This window comes from Bacteroides cellulosilyticus DSM 14838 (assembly GCF_000158035.1).
Classification (GTDB): domain Bacteria; phylum Bacteroidota; class Bacteroidia; order Bacteroidales; family Bacteroidaceae; genus Bacteroides; species Bacteroides cellulosilyticus.
In genome coordinates this window covers 150837-169403 of sequence record NZ_EQ973491.1, presented here as the reverse complement: position 1 = coordinate 169403, position 18567 = coordinate 150837, and the positions used below count along the sequence as shown (strand labels likewise).

Genomic DNA, 18567 nt, shown 5'->3' with positions numbered 1-18567 from the left:
AACTTATCGTTTAAATCGCTTCGTAACTTTCTTAATATTCGTACTCTTCGCTTTTGCCTTCGCCTTATAAATCAGTACAAAGAAGAACGGTACCAAAAGAATACCTATCGTCACAGCTAAAATCATTCCAAAGAATACACCGGTACCAATAGCCTGACGGCTTGCCGAGCCCGGTCCGCTGGCAATAACCATCGGCAACATACCGAGAATAAATGCCAATGACGTCATCAGGATAGGACGGAAGCGCAGCTGCGATGCATGTAAAGCCGCCTTAACCACATTCGCTCCACGATCTACTTGTTCTTTAGCAAATTCTACAATCAAAATTGCATTCTTTGCCGCCAGACCGACCAGCATTACCAATCCGATCTGGAAATAGACGTCGTTCTCCAATCCACACAGCCACACTCCGAGGTAGGCTCCCAGCGCAGCGATGGGCAATGAAAGTAACACCGCAATGGGCACTGTCCAACTTTCGTAAAGTGCTGCCAGGAAGAGGAATACGAATAGGAATACCAATGCCAATACCATTGCTGTCTGTCCTCCGGCCTGTTTCTCCTGATAAGAAAGTCCACTCCATTCTACACCTATATTTTCCGGCAAATGTTCGCGAGCTATCTGCTCAATGATTTCCATGGCCTGACCGGAACTGTAACCATCCGCCGCTCCACCACGAATTACGGCACTGTTGAACATATTGAAGCGCTTGATGCTACCCGGTCCAGTTGTATAGGAAGTTGTTCCGAGAGAAGTCAACGGTATCATTACATTATCCGCCCCACGCACAAAAAACAAGTTGATATTTTCTTTGTGTTCCCGATAAGGTGCTTCAGCCTGAATATATACACGATAAATACGATTGAACATATTGAAGTCGTTCACATATACCGAACCTGTATAAGCCTTCATGGTTGAAAAGACATCTGCCAACGGCACTCCCGCCAGTTTTACCTTATCACGATCCACGTCGAAATAGAGTTGCGGAATATCCGCCTGTAAAGATGATGACAGTCCGGATAACTCCTTACGCTGTGATGCATAATACATCAATGTATCCGTAGCTTGCACCAGATTATCGAATGTGGCATCTCCACGTGCCTCAAGCTGCATTTCAAAACCACCCGAGCTTCCCAATCCCGGGATGACCGGTGGCGTGGAAAGATATACTTTACATTCAGGATATTCCTGCAAATCCTTTTTCACTTGTGCCATCACCTCATCAATGGTTTGTCCATCACGTGCCCCCCACGGCTTCATAATAACCGTCAGTTCACTACGTGCCTGGCTGCTACCTACACGAGGGCTGCTACCCACCACGCTCTGCACATACTCTACAGCCGGATTCAACATCAGGTACTCTACTGCACGCTCCGACACAGTACGTGTACGCTCCAGTGTAGCGCCTTCGGGCAGTTCCAGTTCCACTTTGAAGTAACCCTGATCTTCCACAGGTAAGAAACTGGTCGGTATCAAACGATTTATCAGTAAGATAGCTATCAGTACCACACCAAATGCAGCCAGTACTCTGCGAGGATTTCCTATCACACGTGAAATCTGGCGAACATATTTACGGTTGCCCATATTCAGTGCATAGTTGATATAACGGAATACGATATTCTTTCGCTTATGCGATTCCGGTTTCAATATCAACGAACACATTACCGGACTCAAAGTCAATGCAACCACCGTAGAAAGTAATACGGAAACCACAATTGTCACCGTGAATTGACGATAAAGCTGCCCTGTGATACCACCAAGGAAACTAACCGGTACAAACACAGCCGCCAATACCAGAGACGTAGCAATAATCGCTCCCGTCAATCCTTCCATCGCTTTTTTCGTAGCCTCGTAAGGTGGCAGTTTCTCTTCGTGCATAATGCGTTCTACGTTTTCCACTACCACAATAGCATCGTCCACCACAATACCAATGGCAAGTACCAATCCAAGCAATGTAAGTATATTGAGCGAAAAACCGAATATAAGCATGAAGCCGAACGTACCAATCAGGGAAATAGGTACTGCTACAATCGGAATAAGTGTAGCACGCCAGCTTTGCAGTGACAGGAACACCACGATAATTACCAATATCAATGCTTCAAACAAAGTCTTATATACTTCGTGAATAGACTCTGAAATATATGTCGTCATATCAAATGGAATCTCGTAACTCAATCCGTCGGGAAAATTATTACTGATTTCATTCATTGCCTTCTTCACATTCTCTGCCACTTCCATAGCATTGGCACCCGGAAGCATATAAATGCCTAACACCGCTGCATTTTCACCGTTGATACTACTCTCCGTATTGTATGAAGATGCCTCCAGCGAGATGCGTGCCACGTCGCGCAAACGAACAATGGAACCATCCGCATTCGCACGAACTACGATTTCTTCAAACTGCCCTACAGTAGAAAGACGTCCCTGAGTCGTAATAGGAATGGTAATATCCAATCCTTGTACAGGTTGTTGCCCCAGCACACCGGCTGCAGACTCACGGTTCTGATCTTTCAGAGCATTCTGCAAATCGGCTACGGTCAGTCCGAAGTTTGCCAATTTGTCCGGTTGCACCCAAATCTGCATGGCATAGTAGCGGCTACCAATATTGGAGACACGCCCTACACCCGGAATACGACGAAGCAAATCGAGTACGTTCAGTGTAGCGAAGTTACTCAAATAGATTTCATCAAACTTCGGGTCAGAAGACATCAGACAGATAGTCATTAACTGGCTGGCTGCCTGTTTTTCTACGGATATACCGTTCTGTACCACTTCTGCCGGAAGACGGGACTCCGCCAGTTTCAAACGGTTCTGTATTTCTACTGCCGCCAAATCGGGGTCAGCGGAAATATCAAATGTCACTGTAGCGGAAAAGCCACCGGAATTGGAACTGTTGGACTCCATGTAGAGCATTCCCGGTGTTCCATTCAATTCTTGTTCGATAGGTGTAGCTACCGCCTGTGATACTGTCAGTGCACTGGCACCGGGATACGAAGCACTAATCTTCACCACCGGTGGCGTAATCTGTGGATATTGGTCAATGGGGAGCATCGTCAATCCGATGATACCCACAATGACAATCAGTATGGAGATGACAGCCGAGAATACCGGTCTGTCTATAAAGAAACTTACTTTCATATGCGTCTGTTTTATGTTCGTCAATTACTTTTCAGTCTTAGCCGAATCCGGTGTCTGACTTTGATCTTCGTCTTCTTTCTTCAACAGGGCATTATTAACCTTAACTTTTACACCCGGGCTTAGTTTGTGGTATCCTTCCACCACTATTGTCTCACCCGGCACCAGACCTCTTTCCACTACTACCTGGTTCTGGAATTCAGGGCCTAACTCTATAAAACGACGTTCTACAGTGGAATCACGGCGCATTACAAACACGTAAGCACCACCTTTCTCGATGATAACGGATTTCAGGGGAACTACTGTTGCATTCTCCCGTACATCCAGCAAGAGCTTCACTTTAGTGAACTGTCCCGGAAGTAATACATGTTTTGGATTGGGCATTTCGGCACGAACAGAGAATGTACCAGTACGTGGGTCAACCTGCGGTTCAGCAAAGTCAACCAAACCTTTGAAGGGATAAACAGTGTTATCTGCCAGTGTTATAGAAATATTGGGCTGCCAGGAACGGGTAGAATCCTTTTGTCCCAGATTCACATTACGTTCTTTGGTTTTCAGGTAATCCAATGCTGTCATGCTAAAGTCTACCAGTACTGTATCACTCTTCACAATGGTAGCAAGCAAAGACTTACCACCCGTCCCCACCAGCGTACCAAGGTCTACATATCGTTCACTGATATGCCCTGCAAGCGGTGAGCGAACAATGGTATATCCTAATTCCAACTCTGCCTGATCCAGATCAGCCTGACTCATAGCAACACTTGCTTCAGCCGTTTCATAGGCAGCCACTGCATTATCCAAATCCAACCTACTGGCAGCATTCTGTTCATACAAAGGACGGATACGCTCCAGGTCGTTCTGTGCCTTGCGTACCTGTGCCTCATCCTTTTTTAGTTGCGCACGCGCCTTGTCTGCCTTCGCGGCATACTGGTCGCGGTTGATAACAAACAATACCTGATTCTTCGTCACATAGGTACCCTCTTCAAAAAGCATATTTTCCAGATACCCTTCTACACGGGCACGGACTTCTACAAATTGCTGGGCACGGACACGTCCTACATATTCACCATAGATTTCCACGTCATCCTGTATCACCGGTTCCACAGCTACCACCGGAAGATCCGGTGCAGGTGCCGGTCGGTGGGTAACAAACCAATAAATTGCTACCAACACCACTACAGCTATTGCGGCAATCACTGCCTGCCTTCTCGTTATTCTGATTTCTCTCTTCTTTAAAAACGATTTCATAAGCTCTCTGTTTATGTTAATGTTAAAAACCCTATAAATAAAAAACACAACTGGCGTGCCAAAGTTCGATGGTTGCACCTTTATTATTCATAGCCAACGCATTAAATGGCTTAACAAGAATAATGAAGAGTGTAGAATCTGCTCTACAAGTGTGGAATAATTCCACAAAAAAAGTCCGAACAAACTGTCCGGACTCCTTTTTTACTTAACTGAACCTTTCTATTCTTCATCATCATCCAATGACTCCGTATATTCCAGTTCACCTTGAACCACGAACAGGATTTCTTCCGGATCATAGTCACCCATCTCGTCTTTGTGGGCTTCCTTGATGATGTAATCCACGATTTGCCCCAGATCCACTTCGACACATCCTTCTTCATCCGGCTCTACATCCAGAATGCCGCTTTCAGAATAATACTCGTCAATCAAATCGAGGAAATAATAGAATTCGTCGTCAGAGAACTTCTCTTTTAACTCCTGCGGCAAATAATTCTTGATGTATTCGATGGTTTTTTCGTCATCGAGATCATCCTTTAAGAAATCGTCTTCCAGTCCCATAATAGTTAGTTTTTTTAAGGGTTAATACCTTATTTATATTATGCTCTTTAGAGGAGCATTTTTTTTATCTTATCATCAAAAGCTGATTTGGAAGCAGAACCTACCTGTTTGTCAACCAACTCACCGTTTTTGAAGAATAGTACAGTAGGGATGTTACGAATACCGTATTCAGCAGCTACATCGCCATTTTCGTCTACATCGCACTTACCGATAAGAACCTGTCCTTCGTACATTTCTGCCAATTCTTCAATGATAGGACCTACCATTTTACAAGGACCACACCACGGGGCCCAAAAGTCAATTACTACAGGTTTACCCTCTGCAAGGATCTCCTTATAGTTGCTGTCTGTAATTTCTAAAGCCATTGCGTTATTGATTAATTATTTAATGTTTAATGATTACTGTCAAAATCTTTATGGAAGCAAAGATACTAATTTATCCGGAATTCCAGTTCCGGACGATCATTTAAATAAGAGATTAACTCACGTCCTACGGAAAGTTTCACCGGACGGGAAATCATATCTACCACTGTCTTACTATCAGGATCACTCACTTTGAAATAAAGTTCCGTCGTTCCGGGATTCCCTTTCATTAGCGCCGCAAGCTCTGTAACCAAAGCCTGGTTCAGCACGGAAAGCGGTATCAGAATGGTAATTTTGGAAATCAACTTCTCCTTTACATCCGGCAACAATTCCATAGAGGTAATTTTTACTTCCAATTCATCCTGCCGCCACTGTTTAGGCTGGCAACGCGCTTTTATAAAGAGGAAAGTACGTTCACCCAGATACCCCTGGTAGGTCACCCAATCATTACCAAAGAAAGGAAGTTCCGCCGAACCGGAATAGTCTTCAATCTTGGCTATGCCGTAAGGATTACCATTCTTACTGATGCCCCTGCGTACAGAAGTAACAATTCCTCCCATCGTTATTTCACGTCCGGCAAGTGCCGCTTTGTCTTCCAGTTCAGCCATACGCGTATTGCAAACATGTTGCAACACAACCGAATATTCATCCAGCGGATGAGCGGAAAGATAGATACCCACCAGATCACGTTCCCTGTTCAGACGATCCAGATCACTCCAGCGTTCAGCTTCAGGAATTTCGGGAGTAGCTATGTCAACTACATTCTCACCACCGAACAAGGAATTGGCGGCAGCTGCCTGATCTGCCTGATAACGGTTACCATATCGTACCAAAGTTTCCATGAAAACTTCATTCTTAGAGTTCACGGCAAAATATTGCTCGCGTTTCAATTCCGGGAACTCATCGAAACCTCCTGCCAAAGCCAGACATTCCAGATTCTTCTTATTACAAGCTGTCAGATTGACGCGTTGCACAAAGTCGAATATACCTTTGAAAGGACCATTCTTCTCACGTTCTTCCATGATATTCAGCACGGCACCTTCGCCTACACCTTTCACTGCACCAAGACCAAAACGAATATTTCCTTCCGGGTTAACAGTGAACTTCAGATTACTCTCATTCACATCCGGACCAAGAACTTTGATACCCATAGCCTTACATTCGTCCATCAGCTTAGTGATATCGGTAATGTTCGACAAACTTCGACTCATTACGGCTGCCATATACTCGGCAGGGTAATTAGCTTTCAGATAGGCCGTCTGATAAGCTACCCATGAATAGCAAGTAGCATGAGACTTGTTAAAAGCATAGGATGCAAACTTTTCCCAGTCTCCCCAAATCTTTTCAAGTACTTTCGGATCATGTCCATTCTTACGTCCGCCTTCAACGAACTTAGGTTTCATGTGATCCAGTTTGTCACGTAGCTTTTTACCCATCGCTTTACGCAAGGCATCGGACTCACCACGAGTGAAGTCAGCCAACAGACGGGACAAAAGCATCACCTGTTCCTGATATACCGTAATACCATACGTATCCTTCAGGTATTTCTCCATGACAGGAATATCGTACTCAATCGGTTTCCGCCCATGCTTACGGTCGATAAAATCCGGGATGTAATCCATAGGTCCCGGACGATAGAGAGCATTCATTGCAATCAAGTCTTCAAAAGTAGAAGGTTGCAACTCACGCAGATATTTCTGCATACCGGCAGACTCAAACTGGAATGTACCAATCGTACGCCCATCACTATATAGTTTATAAGTAGCAGGATCGTCAATAGGCACTTTATCTATATTCAACTCCAGCTTGCGGTGCAGGCGAATATTCTCTACAGCTTCCTTGATGATTGACAATGTTTTCAATCCCAGAAAGTCCATCTTAATCAAACCTGTATCTTCAATTACCGAACCTTCATATTGAGTAACGAGCATCTTTTCACCCGTTTCTTTATCATCAGCCGTACTAACAGGCACCCAGTCGGTAATGTCGTCACGACAAATAATCGTACCACAGGCATGCACACCCGTACCGCGTACGTTACCTTCCAACATTTTAGCATATTTCAGCGTATCACGCACCAAAGGATCGGGAGAAGCCTCAGCCGCCTGCAATTCAGGAACATAATCAATAGCATTCCGCAGGTTCAGCTTTTTATCAGGTATCTTATCGGGAACCAATTTGGCCAAACGGTCAGATTCCGACAGAGGAAGTTTCTGCACACGGGCCACGTCCTTGATAGCAAGTTTGGTAGCCATCGTACCATATGTGATAATATGCGCCACTTTTTCCTGACCGTACTTTTGTGTCACCCAGCGAAGCACTTCACCACGTCCGTCATCATCAAAGTCGATATCGATATCAGGCAAGGAGATACGGTCGGGATTCAAGAAACGCTCAAACAGCAAGTCATATTTAATGGGGTCGATTTTTGTAATCTGCAAGCAATACGCTACTGCCGAACCGGCTGCCGACCCACGTCCCGGACCTACCGAGACACCCATATTACGCCCGGCAGCAATGAAGTCCTGTACAATAAGGAAGTACCCTGGGAAACCCATCGTCTTCATAATGTAAAGTTCAAACTTCAATCGTTCCATTACTTCTTCGGACAGAGGATCACCATAGAATATTTTAGCACCGTCAAAAGTAAGTTTGGCAAGGTAGTCCGCTTCTAATTTTATACGATATAACTTTTCATATCCGCCCAAGCGTTTGATTTTAGCCTTGGCAGCCTCTTCACTTAATACTACATTACCATTTTCGTCCTGAGTGAACTCATCAAACAAATCCTTCTCAGTATATTTTTGCCGATACCCTTCTTCTGTTCCGAAATCTTCAGGAATAGCAAAAGTCGGCATGATAGGCGCATGATCGATTGAATAATATTCTACTTTATTTAGGATTTCCAGCGTATTGGACAAAGCCTCGGGAATGTCTGCAAATAATTCATTCATTTCAGCTTTTGTCTTCATCCACTCTTGTTTGGTATAAAGCATGCGTTTAGGGTCATCCAGATCTTTACCCGTACTCAGACAAATCAAACGATCGTGTGCCTCAGCATGTTCCTCGTTTACAAAGTGAACGTCGTTGGAGCAAATAAGTTTGATATTGTATTTCTTGGCAAACTCTATCAGCTTGGCATTCGCCCTCTGCTGTAGCGGATAAGCTTCGTGATTGGCACGGGGCACGGTTGCCTTATGGCGTTGCAACTCCAGATAATAATCTTCACCAAAAAGATTTTTGTACCAACGCACGGCTTCTTCTGCATCTTCCAATTGGTCGTTAAGTATCTTTTTAGGCACCTCACCACCAATACAAGCTGAACAAACGATCAATCCTTCATGATACTTTTCCAGTTCGTTACGGTCTGTACGCGGACGCATATAATATCCTTCTGTCCAGGCTCTGGATACCAGTTTTATCAGATTATGATATCCTTTCTCATTCTTAGCCAACACAATCAAGTGCCAACCGCTCTGGTCGGGCTTACCTTCTTTCTTATCCATGGTGCGGCGTGCTACATACATCTCACAACCGATTATCGGCTTGAACAACTTATTTTCCGCTTCCGCAAGCTTCGCACGACAATCAGCAAGTTCCGCGTCTTTGTCTTCGCAAGCTATCTCACCACTTTCAATACCGGCTATCCGCTTTTTGAGATCTTTAATCTCTCCCTTCGGCCCACCATTCTTCTTGTTAACGTAATTTGTGAACTCTTTAATGCCGAACATATTACCGTGGTCAGTCACGGCTATCCCTTTCATTCCATCCTTCATAGCCTTGTCCACCAACGCGCTTACGCTGGCCTGACCATCGAGGAGGGAGTACTGGGTATGAACGTGCAAATGAACAAAATCCTGCATAAATATCTCCTTTCAATTGAGAGCATAAAAGTACAACGTATATAAGACCTAACAAAAATATTTCCCTAAAAGTTATCAACATCTGCATTTCTCGCCCCAAATGCTTGTTAGATTTTCAAAATAAGCCTATTTTTGCCGATAATTTCTATTCGAAGAATAAAACAACTTACATGAGTCGACTAAAAAAACTAAAAAAGATACGAATTCACCGTGAGGGGACACATACACTGGCCGGCAGTTTATTGTTGCTACTGGTTGTTAATTCCGCTCTCTACTTTGGATTAGAATGCAAATTGCCATTCTATATCGTAGCTGTGGTAAGTATTGTCCTGTATGGAATGCTGGTGAATTTTTTCCGATGCCCTATCCGCCTGTTTGGCCAGGAAGACACCGAGAAAATAGTGGTGGCACCTGCCGATGGTAGAATAGTAGTTATAGAAGAAGTGGATGAGAATGAATACTTCCACGATCGTCGGCTCATGATTTCCATCTTTATGAGTGTTATCAATGTACACGCTAATTGGTATCCGGTAGACGGAACCGTGAAGAAGGTAGCCCATCATAACGGAAAGTTCATGAAAGCCTGGTTACCGAAAGCCAGTACGGACAACGAACGTTCTACAGTGGTAATTGAAACTCCCGAAGGTGTAGAAGTAATGGCACGTCAGATTGCCGGAGCGATGGCACGACGCATCGTCACCTATGCCGAACCCGGTGAAGACTGTTATATCGATGAACACATGGGCTTTATCAAATTCGGTTCCCGTGTAGATGTATATCTCCCGTTAGGTACAGAAGTGTTCGTAAAGATGGGACAAACCACTACAGGAAACCAGACTGTGATAGCCAAACTAAAATAACTAAACAATGCCTAACTGTATTACCCGCCATATCCCCAATACATTGACATGTCTGAATCTGTTCTCAGGCTGTATTGCATGTGTTATGGCTTTCGAGTTCAAGTATGAATGGGCTCTTACCTTCATTATTATCAGCGCTGTATTTGACTTCCTTGACGGAATGTCAGCGCGGTTGCTGAATGCTCCTTCTCCTATTGGAAAAGAATTGGACTCTTTGGCAGATGACGTCAGCTTCGGAGTAGTACCCTCAGTAATTGTATTCTCTCTATTACGCGAAACTACTTATCCCGACTGGATGAGTAGTTTTCAAGAATATGTTCCCTATTTTGCTTTCCTCATTGCTGTATTTTCAGCATTGCGTTTGGCTAAATTTAATATTGACGAACGCCAGACCAGCTCATTCATCGGCCTAAATACTCCTGCCAATACCTTATTTTGGGCAGCAGCAGCGGCACAATACCATGATTGGCTGATACAAGGTGGAGCAGTCCTGTATGGTTTATTGATTTGCATTGTATTATTCTCTCTGTTACTGGTATCTGAATTCCCAATGTTCGCCTTCAAACTGAAGAATTTCTCTTGGGAAGAAAATAAAATCCGTTATTTGTTTTTGATAGTCAGCATTCCTTTGCTTATTTTTGTAGGACTTGCAGCTGTCATTGGCTGGTACATCATTCTGTGCTGGTTTGTGAGAAAGAAGCTCTAAACAAATCTTTTGGCACGGTTGTTGTACTATCGTTCGTAAGACGAACAATATATAAAAACGATTAGCCCATGTTTCACATCTTAGGATTTTTATTTGTCATTATAGTCGTTATTCTGGTCATCGGACTCAGCATCATCGGCACCGTTCTCCGAACAGTTTTCGGACTGGGGAAACGTCGTAGTTCTTCAGGTACTTACCAGAATGGCGGAGGAAGTTATCAATCCGGTAGAGGTTATTCTTTCTCGGGTGATCAACAACAAGATGCTTCTTCGCAATCCAACGGAGAAACAACTTCCCCTGGAAATGATATCCATAGAAAACACAAGAAACTTTTCTCTAAAGATGAAGGAGAATACGTGGATTTTGAAGAAATTAAAGAGTAATCAGATTTTTGCCATGCCGGTAAGAATGTATTTACCTCTCAGATTATTCTCCTTCATATAAATTTGAACTTCCAGTCGGCAAGCAGACATTAAGGCATATCCCACTAACCTGTCATTCATAGCTTTGATAAATGAATACTCTGTATCGTTGTGAATAAAAGATATACGATGATATTCCATTACATAATGTATTTTAAGAATCTGTTAAGTAGTCAAATATACGGATAAAATACGAAATACAGATCAAAAAAAGGAACTATATTAGAATTCAGCGACGTTTTGCCGCAAAAAAATCCTTCATAAGCACTGCACACTCTTCACCAAGAACACCCTGTGAAACTGCCGTTTTCGGGTGCAAGGCCTGAGATGCATAACGCTGATATCCACGTTTCTCATCTCCGGCACCAAACACAAGTCTTCCCATCTGGGCCCAGGCAATCGCCCCCGCACACATAACACAAGGCTCTACTGTAACATAGAGAGTACATTCATTCAGATATTTTCCGCCAAGAGTAGAGGCTGCGGCAGTAATAGCCTGCATTTCAGCGTGAGCAGTCACATCAGTCAAAGTTTCTGTTAAGTTATGGGCGCGAGCTATAATACGGTCTTTGCATACAACGACTGCGCCAACGGGCACTTCTCCTCTTTCGGAAGCCTTACGTGCTTCAATCAACGCCTGTTTCATATAATAGTTATCGTCCATCCGCTTCAATTTAATTAGGATTAAAGAATTCTCTTTATCGTCTCATATCATGCTCACCGAAAAGGGTCGGATAATCTTCTTCCATATTCTTATGGATAAACATGAGAATAGTCTCCCGCAGCCACCGCGATTTATTCGTTATCTTGTATTTCTCCAGATAACGGTCTACAATCCGCAGCTCTTCCTCGCTCATCAGGCAAACAATACGCTGTTCGCGTTTGGGTTCTTCGGGTGTTGCTTTCGCACACGTTTTATCTCTCTTTCTCATATTTCCTGCAAAATTAGTTTTACTTCTGTAAATACAAAGCAGAAAAAACGTATTTTTGCATAGAAACAGCTAAAAATAAGGACGAATATAGGTATGGCAGCACACAATACCCTCGGAAAGACCGGAGAAGACGCCGCAGTGGCGTATCTGGAACGTAACGGATACACCATCAACCACCGTAATTGGCGAAAAAACCGTCTCGAACTGGACATTGTGGCAGTCAAGGACGGACTATTAATTGTGGTGGAGGTGAAAACCCGTAGTAATACAGAGTACATCGAACCGCAAGATGCTGTTAACTGGCAGAAAGTACGCCATATTGTAGTAGCCGCTGATGCTTACATCAAACATTTCAGTATTGATGCCCCTGTCCGCTTTGATATCATTACCGTTGTCGGTGAAGCTGATGCATTTGAAATAAAGCATATCAAAGATGCATTTTATCCGCCAATGTTCTGAATCAAACATGAAAAGTGCTTTTACACAGCATTTTCGTAATTCTTCTTGCCCGTTTCGGGAAAACTCTCTATCTTCGTTCGGAAATATTCTAAAAAAACTCTATTTATGAATCAGGCAAATTCCACTAAGCTAATCCCTTACGGGATGACAGACTTTCCTGCAATTATCCGTAATAACTATTATTATGTCGATAAGACGGAATATATCAGACAGATAGAACAGACTGCCCGTTTCTTCTTTTTCGTCCGCCCCCGTCGTTTCGGGAAGAGTCTTTTCCTCAATATGCTGGAATGCTATTATGATTGTAAGACAGAAAAACAATTTGATGAACTGTTTGGCAACTTATACGTGGGAAAACATCCTACCCCAGACCGCAACAAGTATCTTGTGCTGAAGATGAGCTTCTCCAGTATCGTCTCCGACCCGGAAAAAATGGAAGCCTCATTCAACAGTAACTGCGACATGATATTTACGGACTTTTGTCTGAAATATGCAGATTTACTGCCACCAGACACCCTTGAAATGGTACAACAAAAAGAAGTGGCTTCCGAGAAGCTGACCGCGGTATGCCTGTCATTGCGGAGACAAGGCCTGAAGATGTACCTCATCCTCGACGAATACGATAACTTTGCCAACAACGTACTGGTCAACTACGGCAATACCCGTTATCGCTCCCTCACCCATGGCGACGGTTTTCTGCGGAACTTTCTCAAAACCGTCAAAGACTATACTGACAGGGTTGTGGAACGTATGTACATCACCGGTGTCAGCCCTGTAACGATGGACGATCTCACAAGTGGCTTCAATATCGCCAGCAATCAAAGCACCAACCCGGTATTCAACAACATGATCGGATTCACCGAAGCCGAAGTACGGGAATTGCTGGAATACTACCGGCAGCAAGGAAAAATCATTCATCCCGTCGATGAGTTGATCAGCATGATGAAACCGTGGTATGATAATTACTGTTTCTCAGGTCGTTCACTAAAGGAACTGCCAATGTATAATTCAGATATGGTTCTCTACTTCGTGAACAGTTATTTAAGCACGCAACTGCCACCCGAAAACATGCTCGACACCAACTGCCGCACTGACTATAACAAACTGCGCCACCTCATCCTTATAGACAAAAACTTCGGCAAAAATGCCAGTATCATTCAAGAAATCATCACACAGGGTGAAACGGTTGGCAGGATAAAAGAGTCCTTCCCCGCCGTGGAGATAGCGCAAACGGATAATTTCAAGAGTCTGCTCTTCTATTACGGAATGCTGACAATAGCGGGTACACGCGGACCGATGCTGCAACTGACAATCCCCAACCAAGTGGTGCGTGAACAACTATACGGCTATCTGGCAGACGCATACCGCACCGCCGGACACATGAACCTGGATGTTGACGAACTGAATCAACTGATGTACGGCATGGCTTATTCCCGTGAATGGGAAAGCTACTTCCAATATATCGCCACCCGGCTAAAGGAACAAAGCTCCATCCGCGAATTCATGGAAGGTGAAGCGCACGTCAAGGGCTTTCTCCTCAGCTATATGGGCATGAACAGTTACTACATAACAATGCCCGAATACGAAATGAACAAAGGCTTCTCCGACTTCTACCTGATACCCAACCTTCCGCAACTGCCCGATATGCCGTACAGCTATGCCATTGAAGTGAAGTATTGCCCCCGCGACGCCAAAGATGCAGAAGTGGAGAAGTTGCTGGAAGATGCAGGAATACAGTTGGCGCAATATGTAGCCTGTCCGAAAGTACAGGAAAAGAAAGGTACTACGGAAATTATCGCAATCGCCCTAGTGTTCCGCGGATGGGATTTGGTGAAATTCAAGCAAATTTCGTAACCGGACACCCGCAAATTAATAGAAATTAAAAACAGAAAGTATGGATATAGAAACCGCCCGCGAATACTGTCTCGCCAAAAAAGCCGTAACGGAATGTCTTCCGTTCGACGAGTATTCACTTGTGATGAAAGTGATGGATAAGATGTTTGTACTGATTGACTTGGAAGGCTCTAACAAAATCTGTATGAAGTGTGATCCGGAGTATGCAATAGAATTGCGTGAGCATTACTCAGCTATTGAGGGCGCCTACCACTTTAACAAGAAATTCTGGAACCAAATCTTCCTTGACGGAGATGTGGACGATAAACTGATAAAGAGCCTCATCGACCATGCTTATGAGGAAGTACTAAAGAAATTCACCAAGAAAATGCGTACCGAATATGATGCCCTGATATGAAGAAAGAACTGAATTTGATGATTACTCCCGCAGAGTTTCCTGTCCCACTGATCATATTGCCGGAAACAGACTCTACGAATAACTATTTAACTCAACTTTGCAACGAACAGCAATCCGCTGTCCGAGAGTTCACGACGGTCATAGCCGAGCGCCAGACTGCCGGTAAAGGGCAGCGTGGCAACAGTTGGGAGTCAGAAGATTGCCGGAACATCACATTCAGTTTCGTGCTCTATCCTACTTTTATTGAAGCCCGTCGCCAATTCATCCTTTCTCAAATCGTCTCCCTTTCCATTAAAGAGGAGTTGGACGAATGGACAAAAGGCATTTCCATCAAATGGCCGAATGACATCTACTGGAACGAAAAGAAGATTTGCGGCATACTGATAGAAAACGACCTCTCCGGACATCACATTGGACGCAGCATTTCCGGTATTGGTGTCAACATAAACCAGGAAACCTTTCGGAGCGACGCTCCCAACCCGGTATCTCTAAAGCAGATCACAGGACAAGAACATGAACGCTATCTGATACTCGCCAATATCATGAGGCGACTCAAAGAATACTATATCCTTCTGCAAACAGACTCTTCGGGCAATGCCGCCAACTGTATTGCCGAACGATATGCCCGCTCTCTTTTCCGTCGGGAAGGTTTCCACCGCTATGCCGACGCAGACGGTGAATTCCTTGCACGCCTGTTATGCGTAGAACCGGACGGGCGATTTATTCTTGAAGATCAGGCAGGAAAGGTACGCGGATATCTGTTTAAGGAAGTACAATACATTCTTTGACAAACTCAAAAAACAGGTGTCGCATTTAGAACTTGAACTCAAGTCATATTTCACTCATATCAAGACCTTGTCGACAAGAAGTTAGGAGTTTGTCAACAAGGAGTTAACTTCTTGTCGACAGGAAGTTAACTCCTTGTAAAGCACTAATAATCAAGACTATTTCTACCCTCCATTTTTGTGCTTCACTCATTGCATTGATATGCATCCTTTTCCTTCCTCCGCATCATCTCCATTTCGGCATACACCATGAGAGCAGAAATAAGCTTTATCATAATTCCGCTTACATTTATAATACGTAGCCAACTCGTTTGCCAGACGGATAACGCTATAATTGCATTGCACCACATACTTTTACATATTCAAATGCTTTGATAAGATTTTATTTTTCTGTTACTTTGCAAACCAGAAGCATTAAATAAATGAAAAAGTATATATATGACTATCTCATTGTGGGTTCCGGTTTATTCGGTTCTGTTTTTGCTCAGATTATGAATGAAAACGGAAAGAAATGCTTGGTCATTGACAAGCGCAACCACACTGGAGGAAATATTTACACCAAAGAAGAAAGTGATATAAAAATACATTGGTATGGAGCACATATATTCCATACGGACAATGAAGAAGTCTGGCATTACATAAACAGATTCGCAAAATTCAATAATTACGTTAACTCCCCTTTGGCATACAGCGAAGGAAGGCTTTACAATCTTCCTTTTAATATGAATACATTCAATAAGTTATGGAACGTAAATACTCCAGAAGAAGCAAAACATAAAATTCAGGAACAATGCTCTAAATATAAAGACATATCCCAGCCTGCTAATCTAGAAGAACAAGCACTGAAACTTTGCGGAGACGACATATATTACACTTTTATTAAGGAATATACGGAAAAGCAATGGGGACGCCCCGCCAACCAACTGCCGGCTTCCATCATCAAAAGAATACCTTTCCGCCTTACATATAACAATAACTACTTCAACGATCCCTATCAAGGTATCCCTAAAGATGGATACACTGCACTCACCAACAATCTGTTAAAGGATATCGATGTTCAAATCGATACGAACTATTTTAACAATATACCTTATTTTCAGAGTATAGCAGAAAAGATACTTTTCACAGGTTGCATCGACGAGTATTTTGAATATAAGTTTGGCAGACTGGATTACAGGAGCCTGAAGTTTGAACATATCCATCTGGATATTGACAATTATCAAGGTAATGCCGTAATCAACTACAATGAAGCTAAATACCCATTTACACGAATCATCGAACATAAACATTTTGAATTCGGAAAACAGCCTTCAACCATCATAACCAAAGAGTATCCTCAGGAATACACACCTTCCGACGAACCTTACTATCCCATCAATGATGAAAAGAATTTAAAATGCTTCAATAAGTATAAGTTATTGGCTGAAAAAGATTCCCGTGTCATTTTCGGAGGACGTTTGGGACAATATGCATATTTCGATATGGATGATACTATTGCATCCGCCATATTGCTCACTAAAAAGGAGTTATCAATCTAAAAGAACAAAATAATGACCCGATATTATCTATCCAAAAACTATAATGGCCTGAACAATGCAGGTAATAAGGCAAAAACAGATATAGAAGAGACTCTCTCTAAACTGGGATATAAAAATGCCGGACTACCGCAAACCACTTATTCCAACAAGATAGCAGGCTTTTTAATAACCCTTGCCGGAGTATTAAAAGTTTTGTTTACAGTTTCTGCCAATGACGTGGTAGTCGTCCAGTATCCTTTCAAGAAGTATTACTCTTTCGTATGTAATATCATACACTTGAAACGGGGAAAGGTTATCACGATTATCCATGACTTGGGAACTTTCAGAAGAAAGAAGTTGACAGCAGAGCAGGAAATCAAACGCCTCAACCATTCGGATGTACTGATCGTACACAACGATAAGATGGAGATATGGCTGAAAGAACAAGGATACACCAAACCTATGGTATGCCTGGAGATTTTCGATTATCTATCTCCTTCCGTAAACAACAATACACAGGAACCTAATCAGAAACCAATTAAGGTGATCTATGCAGGAGCACTGACTTACAAGAAAAACAGATACCTGTACTCTTTGAATGATGTGATGTCAAAATGGCAATTTGAACTTTACGGCGGAGGGTTCGAGGAAGCCAAAATAGAAGACAAGACGTTGTTCAAATTTAAAGGTTTTGTGCCTTCTGATCAGTTAATAGAACAAGTCAGCGCCCACTTTGGCTTAATATGGGAAGGAGACTCTATCCATACTTGCTCGGGAGATTTCGGGATATACCTGAGGATAAACAACCCACACAAGGTATCCTTATACATACGCTGCAATCTTCCCATAATTATATGGAAAGAAGCAGCATTGGCCTCATTTGTTGCAGAGAACAAAATAGGCGTATGTATTGATTCACTGGAAGAGTTAGACTCCATATTATCATCCATTTCCGCAGAATCCTATAACGAAATGGTCAGAAATATAAAGGAGATCAATAAAAAGATTGCCTCGGGTTATTATTGCAAAAGAGCAGTAGAAAACGCAGAAAGCCTATTACAGCTTACTTAATTTCCGCTTCCAATTTCCTGATCTTTTCCAAGGTATTTCCCGCCTCTGTGGAAGGAAACAGTTGCAACACACGCTGCAAATAGTCCTTTGCTTTGGAGTAAACATTGGAGTAGACATCAGAGAGTCCGTTACGATAACGGGCGTATTGCATCCGTGTAGGAGAAGTTATTTTCTTATAATCATCCTCCAGCTTCTTCTTTTCGCGTTCTGCTTGCAGGTAGTAATAACTCCCCAGGAAAATATTGGCTTGCAGATTATTGGCATCCAGCATCAAAACCTTTTCATAAGTTTTGACGGCATCTTTTTCCTTGCCTCTCATCATCTCCATTTCGGCACACGACACAAGTGCAGGAACATCTTCGGAATGATACTGCAAGAATTCAATTCCTTTCGGTTCCAAC

At 43.1% G+C, this 18567-nt stretch carries 18 protein-coding genes; 9 read left to right on the top strand and 9 right to left on the bottom strand.

Features of this window, described 5'->3' with window-relative positions; translation table 11 throughout:
- Window positions 1-3: 3 nt before the first annotated feature.
- The 5 genes from BACCELL_RS12960 to dnaE all read right to left on the bottom strand — a co-directional run bounded on the left by BACCELL_RS12960 (window position 4) and on the right by dnaE (window position 9163).
- Entirely contained in the window at window positions 4-3135 is a 3132-nt protein-coding gene (locus BACCELL_RS12960; protein ID WP_007212270.1) for an efflux RND transporter permease subunit, read from the bottom strand.
- 24 nt (window positions 3136-3159) lie between these two features.
- Window positions 3160-4380 carry an efflux RND transporter periplasmic adaptor subunit gene (locus tag BACCELL_RS12955; protein WP_007219620.1) on the bottom strand — a complete coding sequence of 407 codons (1221 nt, stop codon included), beginning with the start codon at window positions 4378-4380 and terminating at the stop codon, window positions 3160-3162.
- 219 nt (window positions 4381-4599) lie between these two features.
- Entirely contained in the window at window positions 4600-4938 is a 339-nt protein-coding gene (locus BACCELL_RS12950; RefSeq protein ID WP_007212268.1) for a hypothetical protein, read from the bottom strand.
- Window positions 4939-4985: 47 nt separating this feature from the next.
- Window positions 4986-5303, bottom strand: a complete 318-nt coding sequence (gene trxA, locus BACCELL_RS12945) for a thioredoxin (RefSeq protein ID WP_007212267.1) — start codon at window positions 5301-5303, stop codon at window positions 4986-4988.
- A gap of 65 nt (window positions 5304-5368) precedes the next feature.
- Complete coding sequence (gene dnaE / locus BACCELL_RS12940; protein WP_007212266.1) at window positions 5369-9163, bottom strand: DNA polymerase III subunit alpha; 3795 nt, start codon at window positions 9161-9163, stop codon at window positions 5369-5371.
- Window positions 9164-9333: 170 nt separating this feature from the next.
- On the opposite strand from dnaE, the gene BACCELL_RS12935 reads away from it, so the two are divergent.
- From BACCELL_RS12935 to BACCELL_RS12925, 3 genes are all read left to right on the top strand, one after another.
- Window positions 9334-10023: a phosphatidylserine decarboxylase family protein gene (locus BACCELL_RS12935; protein ID WP_007219622.1), complete on the top strand. Its 690-nt coding sequence runs from the start codon at window positions 9334-9336 to the stop codon at window positions 10021-10023.
- A 7-nt stretch (window positions 10024-10030) separates the two neighbouring features.
- Window positions 10031-10729, top strand: coding sequence for a CDP-diacylglycerol--serine O-phosphatidyltransferase (gene pssA / locus BACCELL_RS12930; RefSeq protein WP_007219623.1), 699 nt, complete (start codon window positions 10031-10033; stop codon window positions 10727-10729).
- A 68-nt stretch (window positions 10730-10797) separates the two neighbouring features.
- A complete protein-coding gene (locus BACCELL_RS12925; RefSeq protein ID WP_007212263.1) occupies window positions 10798-11112 on the top strand; it encodes a DUF4834 family protein in 315 nt (104 codons plus the stop codon).
- Here the strand turns inward: BACCELL_RS12925 and BACCELL_RS27410 are convergent, their stop codons facing one another.
- The 3 genes from BACCELL_RS27410 to BACCELL_RS12910 form a co-directional block, all read right to left on the bottom strand.
- Window positions 11113-11292: a hypothetical protein gene (locus tag BACCELL_RS27410; RefSeq protein ID WP_007212262.1), complete on the bottom strand. Its 180-nt coding sequence runs from the start codon at window positions 11290-11292 to the stop codon at window positions 11113-11115.
- Between the two features lie 88 nt (window positions 11293-11380).
- Window positions 11381-11815, bottom strand: coding sequence for a nucleoside deaminase (locus BACCELL_RS12915; protein ID WP_007212261.1), 435 nt, complete (start codon window positions 11813-11815; stop codon window positions 11381-11383).
- A gap of 34 nt (window positions 11816-11849) precedes the next feature.
- Window positions 11850-12083 (bottom strand): hypothetical protein, encoded by a 234-nt coding sequence (locus BACCELL_RS12910; RefSeq protein WP_007212260.1) that lies wholly within the window; start codon window positions 12081-12083, stop codon window positions 11850-11852.
- 93 nt (window positions 12084-12176) lie between these two features.
- Here BACCELL_RS12910 and BACCELL_RS12905 point away from each other — a divergent pair, with 93 nt between their 5' ends.
- The 6 genes from BACCELL_RS12905 to BACCELL_RS12880 all read left to right on the top strand — a co-directional run bounded on the left by BACCELL_RS12905 (window position 12177) and on the right by BACCELL_RS12880 (window position 18166).
- On the top strand, window positions 12177-12542 hold the full coding sequence (locus BACCELL_RS12905; protein ID WP_007212259.1) for a YraN family protein: 366 nt from the start codon (window positions 12177-12179) through the stop codon (window positions 12540-12542).
- A 105-nt stretch (window positions 12543-12647) separates the two neighbouring features.
- Window positions 12648-14396, top strand: coding sequence for an AAA family ATPase (locus BACCELL_RS12900; RefSeq protein WP_007212257.1), 1749 nt, complete (start codon window positions 12648-12650; stop codon window positions 14394-14396).
- Between the two features lie 40 nt (window positions 14397-14436).
- A complete protein-coding gene (locus tag BACCELL_RS12895) occupies window positions 14437-14793 on the top strand; it encodes an MmcQ/YjbR family DNA-binding protein (protein WP_007212256.1) in 357 nt (118 codons plus the stop codon).
- Complete coding sequence (locus tag BACCELL_RS12890; protein WP_007212255.1) at window positions 14790-15581, top strand: biotin--[acetyl-CoA-carboxylase] ligase; 792 nt, start codon at window positions 14790-14792, stop codon at window positions 15579-15581. The genes BACCELL_RS12895 and BACCELL_RS12890 overlap by 4 nt, the downstream gene beginning before the upstream one ends.
- A 419-nt stretch (window positions 15582-16000) precedes the next feature.
- Entirely contained in the window at window positions 16001-17116 is a 1116-nt protein-coding gene (gene glf / locus BACCELL_RS12885; RefSeq protein WP_007212253.1) for a UDP-galactopyranose mutase, read from the top strand.
- Window positions 17117-17128: 12 nt separating this feature from the next.
- Window positions 17129-18166 (top strand): glycosyltransferase, encoded by a 1038-nt coding sequence (locus tag BACCELL_RS12880; protein ID WP_007212252.1) that lies wholly within the window; start codon window positions 17129-17131, stop codon window positions 18164-18166.
- On the opposite strand, the gene BACCELL_RS12875 is transcribed toward BACCELL_RS12880, so the two are convergent.
- The coding region (locus tag BACCELL_RS12875) for a tetratricopeptide repeat protein (protein WP_428829207.1) at window positions 18159-18567 on the bottom strand (409 nt) is incomplete at its 5' end. The genes BACCELL_RS12880 and BACCELL_RS12875 overlap by 8 nt on opposite strands.

Coding starts and splice junctions, on each gene's coding strand:
- BACCELL_RS12905 (WP_007212259.1), top strand. CDS start 12,177: ATGGCAGCACACAATACCCTCGGAAAGACCGGAGAAGACGCCGCAGTG.
- BACCELL_RS12900 (WP_007212257.1), top strand. CDS start 12,648: ATGAATCAGGCAAATTCCACTAAGCTAATCCCTTACGGGATGACAGAC.
- BACCELL_RS12925 (WP_007212263.1), top strand. CDS start 10,798: ATGTTTCACATCTTAGGATTTTTATTTGTCATTATAGTCGTTATTCTG.
- glf (WP_007212253.1), top strand. CDS start 16,001: ATGAAAAAGTATATATATGACTATCTCATTGTGGGTTCCGGTTTATTC.
- BACCELL_RS12895 (WP_007212256.1), top strand. CDS start 14,437: ATGGATATAGAAACCGCCCGCGAATACTGTCTCGCCAAAAAAGCCGTA.
- BACCELL_RS12890 (WP_007212255.1), top strand. CDS start 14,790: ATGAAGAAAGAACTGAATTTGATGATTACTCCCGCAGAGTTTCCTGTC.
- BACCELL_RS12955 (WP_007219620.1), bottom strand. CDS start 4,380: ATGAAATCGTTTTTAAAGAAGAGAGAAATCAGAATAACGAGAAGGCAG.
- BACCELL_RS27410 (WP_007212262.1), bottom strand. CDS start 11,292: ATGGAATATCATCGTATATCTTTTATTCACAACGATACAGAGTATTCA.
- dnaE (WP_007212266.1), bottom strand. CDS start 9,163: ATGCAGGATTTTGTTCATTTGCACGTTCATACCCAGTACTCCCTCCTC.
- BACCELL_RS12935 (WP_007219622.1), top strand. CDS start 9,334: ATGAGTCGACTAAAAAAACTAAAAAAGATACGAATTCACCGTGAGGGG.
- BACCELL_RS12910 (WP_007212260.1), bottom strand. CDS start 12,083: ATGAGAAAGAGAGATAAAACGTGTGCGAAAGCAACACCCGAAGAACCC.
- BACCELL_RS12880 (WP_007212252.1), top strand. CDS start 17,129: ATGACCCGATATTATCTATCCAAAAACTATAATGGCCTGAACAATGCA.
- trxA (WP_007212267.1), bottom strand. CDS start 5,303: ATGGCTTTAGAAATTACAGACAGCAACTATAAGGAGATCCTTGCAGAG.
- BACCELL_RS12915 (WP_007212261.1), bottom strand. CDS start 11,815: ATGGACGATAACTATTATATGAAACAGGCGTTGATTGAAGCACGTAAG.
- BACCELL_RS12950 (WP_007212268.1), bottom strand. CDS start 4,938: ATGGGACTGGAAGACGATTTCTTAAAGGATGATCTCGATGACGAAAAA.
- BACCELL_RS12960 (WP_007212270.1), bottom strand. CDS start 3,135: ATGAAAGTAAGTTTCTTTATAGACAGACCGGTATTCTCGGCTGTCATC.
- pssA (WP_007219623.1), top strand. CDS start 10,031: ATGCCTAACTGTATTACCCGCCATATCCCCAATACATTGACATGTCTG.